Source organism: Gottfriedia acidiceleris (genome assembly GCF_036421055.1).
GTDB lineage: Bacteria > Bacillota > Bacilli > Bacillales > Bacillaceae_G > Gottfriedia > Gottfriedia acidiceleris_C.
The window spans coordinates 322,837-336,460 of sequence record NZ_JAZGQS010000002.1 but is presented as its reverse complement, the minus strand read 5'-3'; the positions used below and the strand labels follow the sequence as shown (position 1 = coordinate 336,460).

At 34.8% G+C, this 13,624-nt stretch carries 13 protein-coding genes; 6 read left to right on the top strand and 7 right to left on the bottom strand.

Annotated features, from left to right (window positions below; translation table 11 throughout):
* Positions 1–8 precede the first annotated feature (8 nt).
* From RAH41_RS04335 to RAH41_RS04310, 6 genes are all read left to right on the top strand, one after another.
* Positions 9–1,037 carry an ABC transporter ATP-binding protein gene (locus tag RAH41_RS04335; protein WP_331220948.1) on the top strand — a complete coding sequence of 343 codons (1,029 nt, stop codon included), beginning with the start codon at positions 9–11 and terminating at the stop codon, positions 1,035–1,037.
* The gene (locus RAH41_RS04330) at positions 1,037–2,023 is read left to right on the top strand and encodes a dipeptide ABC transporter ATP-binding protein (RefSeq protein ID WP_331220947.1); all 987 of its coding nucleotides are present in this window, start codon (positions 1,037–1,039) and stop codon (positions 2,021–2,023) included. Before RAH41_RS04335 ends, RAH41_RS04330 begins: the two co-directional genes overlap by 1 nt.
* 325 nt (positions 2,024–2,348) lie before the next feature.
* On the top strand, positions 2,349–3,077 hold the full coding sequence (locus RAH41_RS04325) for a sensor histidine kinase (RefSeq protein ID WP_331220946.1): 729 nt from the start codon (positions 2,349–2,351) through the stop codon (positions 3,075–3,077).
* On the top strand, positions 3,074–3,772 hold the full coding sequence (locus RAH41_RS04320; RefSeq protein ID WP_331220945.1) for a response regulator transcription factor: 699 nt from the start codon (positions 3,074–3,076) through the stop codon (positions 3,770–3,772). The genes RAH41_RS04325 and RAH41_RS04320 overlap by 4 nt, the downstream gene beginning before the upstream one ends.
* A gap of 3 nt (positions 3,773–3,775) precedes the next feature.
* Entirely contained in the window at positions 3,776–5,095 is a 1,320-nt protein-coding gene (locus RAH41_RS04315; protein WP_331220944.1) for a sodium:solute symporter family transporter, read from the top strand.
* 338 nt (positions 5,096–5,433) lie between these two features.
* Positions 5,434–6,105, top strand: coding sequence for an epimerase (locus tag RAH41_RS04310; RefSeq protein ID WP_331220943.1), 672 nt, complete (start codon positions 5,434–5,436; stop codon positions 6,103–6,105).
* A gap of 54 nt (positions 6,106–6,159) precedes the next feature.
* On the opposite strand, the gene RAH41_RS04305 is transcribed toward RAH41_RS04310, so the two are convergent.
* From RAH41_RS04305 to grpE, 7 genes are all read right to left on the bottom strand, one after another.
* Positions 6,160–6,354, bottom strand: a complete 195-nt coding sequence (locus RAH41_RS04305) for a hypothetical protein (RefSeq protein ID WP_331220942.1) — start codon at positions 6,352–6,354, stop codon at positions 6,160–6,162.
* A 250-nt stretch (positions 6,355–6,604) separates the two neighbouring features.
* A complete protein-coding gene (gene mtaB, locus RAH41_RS04300; protein ID WP_331220941.1) occupies positions 6,605–7,939 on the bottom strand; it encodes a tRNA (N(6)-L-threonylcarbamoyladenosine(37)-C(2))-methylthiotransferase MtaB in 1,335 nt (444 codons plus the stop codon).
* A gap of 4 nt (positions 7,940–7,943) precedes the next feature.
* A complete protein-coding gene (locus RAH41_RS04295) occupies positions 7,944–8,696 on the bottom strand; it encodes a 16S rRNA (uracil(1498)-N(3))-methyltransferase (protein WP_331220940.1) in 753 nt (250 codons plus the stop codon).
* A 1-nt stretch (position 8,697) separates the two neighbouring features.
* Complete coding sequence (gene prmA, locus RAH41_RS04290; protein WP_331220939.1) at positions 8,698–9,648, bottom strand: 50S ribosomal protein L11 methyltransferase; 951 nt, start codon at positions 9,646–9,648, stop codon at positions 8,698–8,700.
* Between the two features lie 148 nt (positions 9,649–9,796).
* Positions 9,797–10,930 carry a molecular chaperone DnaJ gene (gene dnaJ / locus RAH41_RS04285; RefSeq protein ID WP_331220938.1) on the bottom strand — a complete coding sequence of 378 codons (1,134 nt, stop codon included), beginning with the start codon at positions 10,928–10,930 and terminating at the stop codon, positions 9,797–9,799.
* A 179-nt stretch (positions 10,931–11,109) separates the two neighbouring features.
* Positions 11,110–12,933, bottom strand: coding sequence for a molecular chaperone DnaK (gene dnaK, locus RAH41_RS04280; protein ID WP_331220937.1), 1,824 nt, complete (start codon positions 12,931–12,933; stop codon positions 11,110–11,112).
* A gap of 94 nt (positions 12,934–13,027) precedes the next feature.
* Positions 13,028–13,600 (bottom strand): nucleotide exchange factor GrpE, encoded by a 573-nt coding sequence (gene grpE / locus RAH41_RS04275; RefSeq protein WP_331220936.1) that lies wholly within the window; start codon positions 13,598–13,600, stop codon positions 13,028–13,030.
* Positions 13,601–13,624 lie beyond the last annotated feature (24 nt).

The window sequence follows — 13,624 nt, the reverse complement described above, 5'->3', positions numbered from 1 at the left end:
GTACTACTATGAACAAACAATTTGATGAAACAATTCTTGAGGTTAAAAATCTACAAACCTACTTTTATACGGATGAAGGAACAAGTAAAGCAGTTAATGGAATTAGCTTTACATTAAAAAAAGGGGAAACACTTGGAATAGTAGGAGAATCTGGAAGTGGTAAAAGTATTACATCCTTATCTCTTTTACGATTAATCCCCTCTCCTCCAGGAAAAATAACTGGTGGTAGTATTCTTTTTAAAGGTGAAGACTTATTAGCAAAAACCGAAAAACAAATGCGTTCCATTCGAGGTAATGAAATTTCTATGATTTTTCAAGAGCCAATGACATCTTTAAACCCTGTTTATTCAGCAGGCGAGCAAATTGCAGAAGCGATTCGTCTTCACCAAAAATTAAGCAAAAAGGAAGCTTGGGATAAAGCAGTTGAAATGCTGCGACTTGTAGGGATTCCTTCTCCTGAAAAACGTGCTAAGCAAGAACCACATGAACTTAGTGGTGGAATGAGACAAAGGGTTATGATCGCAATGGCACTTGCTTGTCATCCAGAAGTTCTAATTGCAGATGAACCAACTACCGCTCTTGATGTGACAATTCAAGCTCAAATTCTGGAATTAATTAAATCACTCCAAAAAGATTTAGGTACTGCCGTAATATTAATCACGCATGATTTAGGCGTCGTTTATGAAACTTGCGATCGAGTGGCTGTCATGTACGCTGGAAGAATTGTTGAATATACTTCAGCAAAAGAACTTTATAATAACCCTAAGCACCCATACACAATCGGGCTATTAAACTCTCTTCCACGTCTTGATATGGATCAAGATGAATTAACAACAATTCCTGGTACTGTACCTAGTCCATTCAATATGCCTAAGGGCTGTAGTTTTGCACCACGCTGTGCACATGCAAAGCCAATATGTCATCAATCAGTACCAGATTTACAAACATTCGACAAAAATACTGAGGTCAGCTGTTGGATGTACACATCACAATGGGAAACAGATCATACCATCAAAGAGAAAGTAGGAATTGAATAATGACATTACAACTAGTGGATAAAAAAATACTACTTAAAGTAGATCATTTAAAACAATACTTTCCAATCAAAGGTGGCGTTTTAGGAAGAACGGTTAATCACGTAAAAGCTGTAGACGATATTAGTTTCCACATTTACGAGGGAGAAACTTTAAGTATAGTTGGGGAATCAGGTTGTGGTAAATCTACTACTGGTAGAGCCATTCTAAGATTAGACGAGCCTACAAGTGGAAGCATTCATTTTAAGGAAAAAGATTTATTAAGCTTAGGAAAAAAAGAGATGCGTAAAATAAGAAAAGATTTACAAGTAATCTTCCAAGATCCGTTTGCCTCACTTAATCCTAGACAAACAATTGGACAAATTTTAGCTGAAGCATTAGCCATTCAAAATGTAGTTCCAAAAGAAGAACGTAAAGCTAGAATTGAGGAATTATTAGGGCATGTTGGGCTAAGACCAGAAGCTATGGAGCGTTTTCCCCATGAATTTAGTGGCGGTCAACGTCAACGTGTCGGAATTGCCCGTGCACTTGCAGTTGATCCAAAACTAATCATTTGTGATGAGGCAGTCTCTGCCCTAGATGTTTCAATCCAAGCTCAAGTGTTAAACTTATTAAAATCGTTACAGAAAAAATTCTCACTTACCTTTCTTTTCATCTCACATGATTTAGGTGTAGTAAGACATATTTCTGACCGAGTAATGGTAATGTATTTAGGAAAAATTGTTGAGATTGCCGATAAAAAATCGATCTTTGAAAATCCGCAGCATCCTTATACACGTGCCCTATTATCTGCTATTCCAGTACCAAACCCGGTACTTCAAAGAGAAAGAATCATGTTAACAGGAGATGTCCCATCTCCAATCAATCCTCCAAGCGGCTGTCGTTTTCACACAAGATGCCCTTTCGCAATTGATATTTGCAAATCAAGAGTACCTGAATTAAAAATATCTGAGCAAAATCATCAAGTTGCTTGTCACATAATTAATTAAATAGTATTCTTATAGGCATGAAGTGAAGGAAAAGAAGAGAATTAATCCTGCCATGTAGAAATTACTTCTATATATAAATATTTAATTGTTATAAAATTGGATGATAAATCGAATATTGTTTTGGATCAAAATGTTTTATAGCTCCTATGGAGAATGTGCGAAGGCTAGCCAATCACCTATGAAACACCAAGGGGATGTTCAGCTTTCGTTCCATTCCACTCAAGCAACACTTTATAAACAAAGTTTTCAAAAAAATTAAAAATATTATCAAAAAAACTATTTGAGGTTCTTAATGCTTAGTTACGAGGGATTTACTTTACTAATTATGCTATTTATTTTAGCTCCTATTATGGGAGCTATTGCTTTATTATTTTTGTTTATATTTGAAAAAAGAATTGACCTACTTGAAAATAAAAATAGAGAAATTCGGCTAGAACATGCATTACAAGAAGCTCAATACAATAAATTAAATCAGCAAATTCAACCGCACTTTTTATTTAACACACTTAATGTCATATTAAGCTTAGCACGTTTAAATCGAACTTCTGAATTAATCCGAGCCCTAGAAACATTCTCTCAATTTTTAAAATTTAAATATAAATCATCAGAACCCTTAATTCCGTTAAATCAAGAAATACAATATACTCAATATTATTTAGACATTCAAAATCTACGGTTTGGAGATCGTCTTAAAACACAATTAGATTGTCCAAAAGATTTATATAATGCGCTAGTTCCCCCTTTTATTTTGCAAACCTTAGTTGAAAATTCATTTAAACACGGTTTAGAAAAAAAGGTTGGAGAGGCTTTACTGAATATTCGATTTTATCAAGATTCTGAGCTAGTCTGTTTAGAAGTAATTGATAATGGTTTAATGGGAATGACTAATTCTTTTTCTAATCAAGAAGGCCATGGATTAGACAATATAAAAAAGAGATTGCAACTATATTTTGGTAATAGTGGACATTTACTGATTTCTTCAAATGAATTAGGAACAAATGTTAAGGTTGTTTGGCCACTTATTTATGAGAGTAAAGGAGTGAAAATCAAGTGAATGTATTATTAGTAGATGATGAACCATTAGAGCTTGAACAGATGGAATATTTGATAAAAAATATGTTTCCATTATGGAAGTTTTTTAAAGCTGCTGATGCATGCCAAGCAATCACAATTAATCAAAATCATAAAATTAATATTGCCTTTCTAGATATCAATTTACCTGGACGTTCAGGTCTAGAGTTTGGTGAAGAGCTTAGAGCAATAAATAAAGACGTAGATATTATAATGGTTACTGCATATCAAAGTTTTGATTATGCTCAACAGTCAATCCGAATCGGCGTTCTTGATTATTTAACAAAGCCAATAATAGAAAGTGAATTATATAAAGTTTTATCTAAGTATAGTGAAATCGATACGTCAAACCAATATTCTAGTTTAATACATCAAACTCTTACATATATACATGATCATTTCGCTGAAAAACTTTCTCTTTCTGATGTTGCCAGAGAAGTTCACACGAATCATACTTATTTAAGTAGAAAATTTCACGAAGAAGTCGGTGTATCGTTTTCAGAATATTTAATAGACTATAGAATACAAGCAGCCAAGCGATATTTAACAAATAATCCAAATTGGAACATATCCGATGTTGCAGAAAACTCAGGCTTTAATAGTCAGCATTACTTTAGTACTTTATTCCGTAAAATTGAGGGCATTACTCCAAAAGAGTATCGTGAGAAAGGAAAATAAACAGTGAATTCACGTTCATTTAGAGAATACGTGCAAGGCCCTATTCAAATTGGAATGGGTATGGGAATTATTTCACTCTTGGCACGTTGGATAACAGGAACTACGATATTATCTTCGCCAGAATCAATGATTAAATATGGTGTATTTGGTGGAATCGGATATGCATTTTTAGGTGCGATTGCTTTATTTGTATTTAGTTTTATTGGGAAAAAGGTTCGCCAAGAGTACCCCGATGGTTTAACAATTGGAGATTATTTGAGGAAGAAACTACATCCACTTGGTTATTGGATTATGATTTGTATTTTAATATTAACTAGTTTACACATATTATATATACAGTCGATGACTGCATCTACGTTATTTCATTTTCTTTTTAATTTACCGTTGTACATAGAAATAATCATTTTTATAAGCTTTTGTGTACTTTTTGCAGGCTTTGGTGGATTAAAGATGATACATGGATTAGCTGGATTCCAAGTCATTACAATGTTTGCAGCGGCAATTTTAATTCCGTTGTATTTTTTCGTAAAAGAGGGCGTTCAACCAGTATATGATGGGATTAAACTATACCATCCATACATGCTAGTTATTGATCATTACGATTTATGGGGTTTTTTATTTTCAGGCTTATTAGTTGGATTTGGTCAGTTTTTCTTTGACATTACTTCATGGCACCGATTATTTATGATTGAATCGAAAAAACTTCCTTTAACATTCTCAATTTCCGGATTAATTTGGTGTATTTTCCCACTTTCATTTTCATGTCTTTTTATAATTGTTATTTTTACAGGGGGATTTACAGATATTCAATCAATTTTAGTTGGTTTAGCAAATAAAATTACAACACCATTCTTTTTCATACTTTTTGTTTTATGTGCTTTTAATGCAATTACATCAACCTTTGGTGCGGTTTTACATTCGCTTGCTAGTTTAATCATTATCAATATAATAGAGCCATTTAAAACGATAAAAAATGATCAAAAAAAAATAAAACTTGCTTATTTTCTATCCGTGATGATTGGGGCGATCATCTTTTTCGCTACAATTATCCAATCAAAAAAAATTATTGATCTATTATTTTACTCAGGAAATGTCTATTCTGCATTGTTATTTCCTATTTTAGTGATAGTCTTTAGTAAGGGCAAAGTTGGGAATTATATTCCAATTAGTATTGTAATTAGTATTATACTTTCTTATATTGTTCAGCCTTATGTAGGTGAATTTCAAAGCATTTGGTTAAGTTTATTGTTTTCGATCGTGATTATTATTTTTGGTTTTACAATCCATTTTTTTAGTAAGAAAGAGTCTGTAAATATTTCATAGAGAAGAGCTAATCAACGACTTGATTAGCTCTTTATGCTGATGAAAAACAATCTCTAGCCTCCTCGGCAAGCCCTATTGGGTCTTTAGCCTTCAAATATTCTTTACTTTGAGTAATATAAAAATTGTTTATTTATTAATTTGTAAGTAATTAATAAACTAATTAATTGAATTTGTTTTCGTAAAAAATTAGCTCATAATAATAGGCTAATCAGCGACTTGAACAACACTTTTCTATTTTGAAGTATTAATTAGCTGAATAGTAAATTGCTTAAAAATGATTTATCATTTATTATTTGCCCATGAGACTAACGATGAAAATAAATTACGGAGGTTACATTATGAAAATTTTACTTTTTGGAGCAACTGGAATGGTTGGGCAAAGTGTATTAAGAGAATGCTTACAAAATCCTTCTGTTAGCTCGATTTACTCAATTGGTCGTAGTATAACAGGGATACAACATGAAAAATTCTATGAAATTAAGCATTCTAATCTACTTGATTTATCCGCAATTGAAAGTCAATTATCTGGATTTGATGCATGCTTTTTTTGCTTAGGTGTTTCATCATTTAGAATGAAAGAGGAAGATTATCGGAAGATTACATATGACCTTACATTATCCATCGCACGTACATTATCAAAATTGAATCCACAAATGACTTTTATTTATGTTACTGGATCGGGTACCGATAGTACTGAGAAGGGGCGTACAATGTGGGCTAGAGTGAAGGGAAAAACAGAAAATGACTTGTTAAAATTACCGTTTAAAGCTGCATACATGTTTAGACCTGGTGCTATTATTCCTCATAGAAATATAAAATCAAAAACTAAACTATATCAATATGGTTATAACGTAACGAGACCTATTTATCCGATGCTAAAAAAATTCTTTCCAAACTCAATAACAACTTCAGAACAGATTGGTCGTTCAATGATCAATATTGCAAAAGCTGGTTATCATAAACCATTAATTGAGGTTCAAGATATTAATAGGACAGGAGAAAAGAGTTAAGTAAAAAGAGTATAGGGAAAAGATTTTTCCATCTTTCCCCTGTTCCTCTTTTCATTAAGTATTTAAATATGGAGCTCCTCGTCTTGTGTTAGCTGCAGAAGATGCGTCTTCCCTTGTATCTAAATATGGGCTACCACCTTCGTCATAATTAATTTTATTAGAATCGTTTTCGCTCGTGTCTAAGTATGAGTTGGTAGCAACATGGATATGATTGTCATCCGTTTTTCTTGATTGATTATCTTTTGACATGTTTTTTTCACCTCTACATTTATATTGTGTATAGATGTAACTTTAAATAACAGGTAGTTTGAGGGAATTATTTATATTGGTCTATAACAAAGGTTTAATTTTTATGAACTACTTTTTTTTAAACCATCTGAGAAAGTTCTCTTCGTTAGAGTAACGATGAAAAGGTTTATTCTTTTGTTTTGATGAAGCAAAAAAGGATAGATCATCCAGATTGAATTCTAGAGTATCTATCCTTTTATTAATTTTATTCTTAGTTAACAGCTACATCTTCTAATACTCGGACAAATTCACCTTTATTAACTGGATAACCAGCTTCAGCGATTTTAACTTTTACAATTTTACCGATCATGTCTTCTGTTCCTTCGAACACGACTTTTAGATAATTGTCTGTGTAGCCTATTAATAGTCCTTCTGCACCATCTTCAGTATATTTTTCTTCTGGAATAACTTCTAGAACATCTCCATCAAACATTGATGCGTATTCTTTTGCAAGCTGATTTGATAATTCTATTAAACGGTGTACTCGTTCATTTTTAATTTCTTCGTCAACTTGATCTTCCATACGTGCAGCTGGAGTACCTGTGCGTTTAGAGTATGGGAATACGTGTAATTCAGAGAATTTATTGTCACGAATGAAATTGTACGTTTCCATGAATTCTTCTTCTGATTCACCTGGGAAACCTACGATTACATCAGATGTAATTGAACAGTTTGGTAATACCTCACGTAGTTTTTCAATTCTTTCAGCAAATTCAGCCATTGTATATTTACGACGCATACGTTTTAGAACAGTATCTGATCCCGATTGTAATGGTACGTGTAAGTGACGAACGACAATATTTGAATTGCGAAGAACTTCAATTACTTCATCTGTAATTTGACTAGCTTCAATTGAAGAAATACGAACACGTTTTAACCCTTCAACTGTTTCTAAATCTTTTAATAACATTGCTAAGTTGTAATCTTTCATGTCTTGACCGTATCCACCTGTGTGAATTCCAGTTAAAACAATTTCCTTATAGCCTGATTCAACTAATTGCGTAGCTTGTTTTACAACTTCTTTTGGATCACGAGAACGCATTAAACCACGTGCCCATGGAATAATACAAAACGTACAGAAGTTATTACAGCCTTCTTGAATTTTTAATGAAGCACGTGTACGGTCAGTGAAAGCAGGTACGTCTAATTCTTCATAAACTCGTGCTTTCATTATATTTCCTACACCATTAATTGGTTGACGTTCTACACGATATTGCTCGATATAATCTAACATTTTAGTACGGTCCTGTGTACCAACAACAATATCTACCCCAGGAATCGCCATGATTTCCGCTGGTGATGTTTGTGCATAACATCCAGTTACACAAATAACTGCATCTGGATTTTTGCGTACTGCACGACGGATTACTTGTCTACTTTTTTTATCACCTGTATTTGTAACTGTACAAGTATTAATTACATAAACATCAGCTTTACTTTCGTATTCTGTACGTTCATAGCCTGCTGCTTTAAACAGTTGCCAGATTGCTTCTGTTTCGTAATGGTTAACTTTACAGCCTAATGTATGAAAAGCTACTTGTGGCATTTCTTCACCCCATTAATTCAAAATAAAAGGAGGCAGCAGCTAAAACATAAAATGGTGCTGTTTCTGTTCGCAGAATTCTTGGTCCAAGTCCACATAGTTTTGCACCTTTTTCTTCTAGCTGATTAACTTCTTTATCAGACAAACCACCTTCTGGTCCGAACACTACTAATAATCGTGAACCTTCCTTTAATGACTGGAATGTTTGTACAAGCCCTGCTGATTCTCCTGTTTTTGCACTTTCTTCATATGCAACAATACACGCGTCATAATGCGGTATTGAGTTAAGTAATTGTTGAAAAGATACTGGCTGATCTACAGTTGGCACAATAAATCGGTATGATTGTTCAGCCGCTTCCTTTGCAATCTTTTGCCATCTATCAACTTTTTTACCAGCTTTTTTATCATCTAGTTTCACAATTGACCTAGCTGCAGCAAAAGGTAAAAAACCAGATGCTCCAAGCTCCGTGCCTTTTTGTATAATCAACTCTAGTTTGTCACCTTTGGGTAGTCCACTAGCAATCGTAATTGATATTGGCAATTCATTTGTATTCTCAACATATTCTACAACAGCTGCAGTTATTTGTTCACTAGAAATATTTGTAAGTGTACAACGAACTGTTGATGATCCTGGAACTGTACAAATAATTTCTTGATCTAGCTTCATTCGCATAACATTTGCAATATGATGAGCATCATCACCAGTTATTGTAACAAGATCATTATGAAGCTGCGTTTCTTCTATAAAATATCTTTGCATATTACATTCCTTGACCTGGCTTCTTTGCAATAATTGCAACCCAGTCCTCTAAATGTAATACTTCTTTTACTTCAAAGCCAACTCGTTTAAGCTCATTTTCGATGTCTTCTTGTTTAGCACCAATAATTCCTGAAGAAATAAATGTTCCACCTGGTTCTAGAACGTTAAATACATCGTCTACGAAACGAAGAATAATTTCAGCAAGTAAGTTCGCAACAACTACTTGGAATGGACCTTCAATTCCTTGTAGTAAGTTACCTTGTCCAACTTTTATGACGTCGTCAACTTTGTTTAATACAACGTTTTCTCTTGCACTTCGAACCGCTACATCGTCTAAATCATAAGCTTCTATATTTGTAGAGCCAAGTTTTGCAGCTGCAATACTTAATACTCCTGAACCAGTACCTACATCGATAACACGGTCAGTTGGTTTTACAACTTTCTCAAGTGCACGAATACACATAACAGTTGTAGGATGAGTACCAGTACCAAAAGCCATGCCTGGATCTAATTCTATAATTAATTCGTCTGATGATTTGACTTCATACTCTTCCCAAGAAGGTACAATTGTAAATCGATCTGAGATTGAAATTGGATGATAATATTTTTTCCATGCAGTAGCCCAATCTTCTTCGTTAACTTCATGCACAGCAATTGTATTTTTTCCTAAATCAATATCATATGAAATTAAATTATTAATTGCTTCTTTTATACCGTCGATCGTATCATTTAAAAAACTATTCACAGGAAGGTATGCTTTAACGATTACACCTTCCTCTGGATAATCTTTTGGGTTAAGTTGGTAGATTTCACCGTAAACCTGTGCTCGCTCCTTCGTCAAATCAAACACATCCTCTATGACAACACCACTTGCACCAGCTTCGTGTAAAATGTTAGAAATCGGTTCAACCGCATCCTGTGTAGTGTGAATACTTAATTCTGACCATTTCATAAACTACCAACTCCATTCATACTCTCTTCTTTACTTGGCAATACCCTCTAATCTTAGTCAGAATTAGAGGGTGCCATTTAAATTAATTCTTCTATTTAGTGTTTCCACTTTTTACCTTAACTAACGTACTGAATTTATAACTTCCTTATTATTCGCCAAAATTCTTAACTGCACGCTTTAACTTTGTAAAGAAAGAATCGTGTTTGTCGTCTTTTTGACTTTTACCAATATTGTAAAACTCTTCAAGCAATTCTTTTTGACGGCTTGTTAGTTTTGTAGGTGTGATAACTTTTACGATTACGTGCTGATCACCTTGACCATAACCACGTACGTCTTTAATTCCTTTACCTTTTAAACGCATTCTAGTACCAGTTTGTGTTCCAGCAGGAATTTTCGTTTTTACTTTACCATGTAATGTAGGAACTTCAACTTCATCGCCTAATGCAGCTTGTGCAAAAGTTAATGGAAGCTCGCAGTAAACATCATTTCCGTCACGTTCAAAGAATTCATGCTCACGAACATGGAATGCAATATATAAATCTCCAGCAGGACCACCATTTTTACCTGGTTCTCCTTGACCAGAAAGTCGAATTTGTTGCCCATCATCGATACCAGCTGGCACTTTCACCATGATTTTCTTACGAGTTTTCACACGGCCAGCACCATGACAAGTATTACATTTATCTTTAATAATCTGACCAGTACCTTGACAGTGTGAACATGTCGTACGGTTCACAATACGTCCAAATGGAGTATTTTGTTCAACACTCATTTGTCCAGAACCATGACATTGTTTACATGTTTCTTTTGACGTACCAGGCTTAGCCCCTGAACCACTACATGTATGACATGTTTCTTCAGTTGGAATTTCAATTTCTTTTTCCATTCCAAATGCTGCTTCTTCAAACTGGATCGTCATCGTATATTGTAAATCAGCCCCAGCTCTCGGTGCGTTCGGGTCACGACGACGTCCACCACCGCCACCACCAAAAAACTGACTGAAAATATCTTCAAATCCACCGAATCCGCCGCCGCCAAATCCGCCGCCGCCGAATCCTTGGTTTGGATCTGTATGACCAAACTGATCATAATGAGCACGTTTTTGATCGTCTGATAGATTTTCGTATGCTTCTTGCACCTCTTTAAACTTTTCAGGTGCATCAGGATCCTTATTAACGTCAGGATGATATTGTTTTGCTAATTTACGAAACGATTTTTTTATTTCATCTTGTGATGCACTTTTACTCACGCCAAGTACATCATAGTAATCACGTTTACTCATAGTGTTACAATCCGCTCCTTTCACATAAAGAATATTTTAACATATCCTGTGATTTTCTTAAAGAAAAAGAAAAAGTCAAAGCCAAGGCTACCCTGACTTTGACTTCCCTTAATGTTTTAGATATTTATAAATTGTCTAGTTCGGGCGTTTAATAACCAAACGCCTGCCACTTTTCGGTATTATTTTTCGTCCTTAACTTCAGTAAACTCAGCGTCTACTACATCGTCTTGTTTCGCTGCGCCTTCAGCTCCACCTGCAGCTTGTTGTGCAGCAGCAGCTTGCTCATAAAGCTTCATCGTTAAAGCTTGAACGATTTCAGAAAGTGCATCTTTCTTCGTACGAATGTCATCTAAGTTACCAGCTTCTAAAGCAGCTTTTAATGCGTCTTTAGCTTCGTTAGCTTTAGTAACCTCAGCTTCTTCAACTTTTCCTTCAAGATCTTTTAAAGTTTTCTCTACTTGGAATACTAATTGATCAGCTTCGTTTTTAAGGTCAACTTCTTCTTTACGTTTTGCATCAGCTTCAGCGTTTAACTCCGCTTCTTTTACCATGCGTTCTACTTCATCATCACTTAAACCTGAAGAAGATTGAATTACGATGTTTTGCTCTTTTTGAGTTCCTAAGTCTTTTGCACGTACAGTTACGATACCATTTTTGTCGATATCGAATGATACTTCAATTTGTGGAATTCCACGTGGTGCTGGTGGGATATCCGCTAATTGGAAGCGACCTAATGTTTTGTTATCAGCAGCCATTGGACGCTCACCTTGTAGAACGTGAATGTCTACAGCAGGTTGATTATCAGCAGCTGTTGAGAATACTTGAGATTTGCTAGTTGGGATTGTCGTGTTACGATCGATTAATTTTGTGAACACACCACCCATTGTTTCAATACCTAATGATAATGGAGTTACGTCTAGTAATACTACGTCTTTTACATCACCAGTTAATACCCCACCTTGAATTGCAGCACCTAATGCTACCACTTCATCAGGGTTTACACCTTTATGTGGCTCTTTGCCTGTTTCCTTTTTGATTGCTTCTTGAACTGCAGGAATACGAGTAGATCCACCAACTAAGATTACTTTATCAATTTGGCTTGCTGATAAACCAGCATCTTTCATTGCTTGACGAGTTGGGCCTAAAGTTCTTTCTACTAAGTTGTGAGAAAGTTCTTCGAATTTTGCACGAGTTAAGTTTAACTCTAAGTGTAATGGACCAGCTGCACCCATGCTAATGAATGGTAATGAAATTTGAGTTGAAGTAATACCTGATAAATCTTTTTTCGCTTTTTCAGCAGCATCTTTTAAACGTTGTAATGCCATTTTATCTTGGCTTAAATCAACACCGTTTTCTTTTTTGAATTCAGCTACTAAGTAATCAATAATCACTTGGTCGAAGTCGTCTCCACCTAGACGATTGTCACCAGCAGTAGCTTTAACTTCAAAGATTCCATCTCCTAATTCAAGGATTGAAACGTCGAATGTACCGCCACCTAAGTCGTAAACTAAGATTGTTTGGTCTTCATCCATTTTATCTAAACCGTATGCTAATGCAGCTGCAGTTGGCTCATTGATGATACGTTCTACTTCTAAACCTGCGATTTTACCAGCATCTTTAGTTGCTTGACGCTCAGCATCATTGAAGTATGCAGGTACTGTAATAACTGCTTTCGTTACTGCTTCACCTAAGTAGGCTTCTGCTGATGCTTTTAAATTTTGAAGAATGATTGCAGAAATCTCTTGTGGAGAATAATCTTTGCCTTCAATGTTTTCTTTATGATTAGTACCCATATGACGTTTAATTGACATGATTGTGTTAGGGTTTGTAATTGCTTGACGTTTTGCTACTTCCCCAACTTGACGCTCACCATTTTTGAACGCAACAACTGACGGAGTTGTACGTCCACCCTCTGGGTTCGGAATTACTTTTGGCTCTCCACCTTCTAATACTGCGACACAAGAGTTAGTTGTACCTAAGTCAATACCAATAATTTTACTCATTGCATGTTCCTCCTAAAATTTACATAAGTTATATTTTAGTTTTTGAAAAAAATTTTATATTTCTGTTAGCGATTTTATATAGACGCTTAACTAATTACTCGTTTACTTTTACCATTGATGGACGAATTACTCTGTCCTTTAGCTTATAGCCTTTTTGGAATTCTTGTAAAACTTCATTAGATGGCTTAGAATCATCACTTTCTTGCATAACAGCTTGATGGACATTCGGATCGAATTGTTCACCAAGTGCTGGGATTTCTTCTACACCTTCTTTTTTCACAGCTTCAACAAGTAAACGGTAAACCATTTCCATACCTTGTTTTAAAGAAGCAGTTTGCTCGTCTGTTGCTTCAACTTGTAGGGCGCGTTCAAAATTATCTAGTACTGGTAATAAATCAGTTACTAAACTTTGAGCACGATAAGTCATTAAAGCTTGTTGGTCTAAAAGTGCACGACGTTTATAATTTTCGAAATCAGCATGTAGACGTAAATACTTATTTTCCTTCTCATCTACTTCTGCACGAAGTTTTTGAATCTCTTCTTCAGAAGAATTCACATTGTCAGTTTTCTCTTCTGTATTTTCTTCTGTAAAGATTGAAGGCTCTTCAACAGTAGTTTCTTCATTCACTACTTCTTCATTTAAAAGTTCTTCCTGACGTTCTGTCATGTCACCTTCACCTCCTATTTTTTT

Coding starts and splice junctions, on each gene's coding strand:
- RAH41_RS04335 (WP_331220948.1), top strand. CDS start 9: ATGAACAAACAATTTGATGAAACAATTCTTGAGGTTAAAAATCTACAA.
- RAH41_RS04330 (WP_331220947.1), top strand. CDS start 1,037: ATGACATTACAACTAGTGGATAAAAAAATACTACTTAAAGTAGATCAT.
- RAH41_RS04325 (WP_331220946.1), top strand. CDS start 2,349: ATGCTATTTATTTTAGCTCCTATTATGGGAGCTATTGCTTTATTATTT.
- RAH41_RS04310 (WP_331220943.1), top strand. CDS start 5,434: ATGAAAATTTTACTTTTTGGAGCAACTGGAATGGTTGGGCAAAGTGTA.
- RAH41_RS04305 (WP_331220942.1), bottom strand. CDS start 6,354: ATGTCAAAAGATAATCAATCAAGAAAAACGGATGACAATCATATCCAT.
- mtaB (WP_331220941.1), bottom strand. CDS start 7,939: ATGCCACAAGTAGCTTTTCATACATTAGGCTGTAAAGTTAACCATTAC.
- RAH41_RS04295 (WP_331220940.1), bottom strand. CDS start 8,696: ATGCAAAGATATTTTATAGAAGAAACGCAGCTTCATAATGATCTTGTT.
- prmA (WP_331220939.1), bottom strand. CDS start 9,648: ATGAAATGGTCAGAATTAAGTATTCACACTACACAGGATGCGGTTGAA.
- dnaJ (WP_331220938.1), bottom strand. CDS start 10,930: ATGAGTAAACGTGATTACTATGATGTACTTGGCGTGAGTAAAAGTGCA.
- dnaK (WP_331220937.1), bottom strand. CDS start 12,933: ATGAGTAAAATTATTGGTATTGACTTAGGTACAACTAACTCTTGTGTC.
- grpE (WP_331220936.1), bottom strand. CDS start 13,600: ATGACAGAACGTCAGGAAGAACTTTTAAATGAAGAAGTAGTGAATGAA.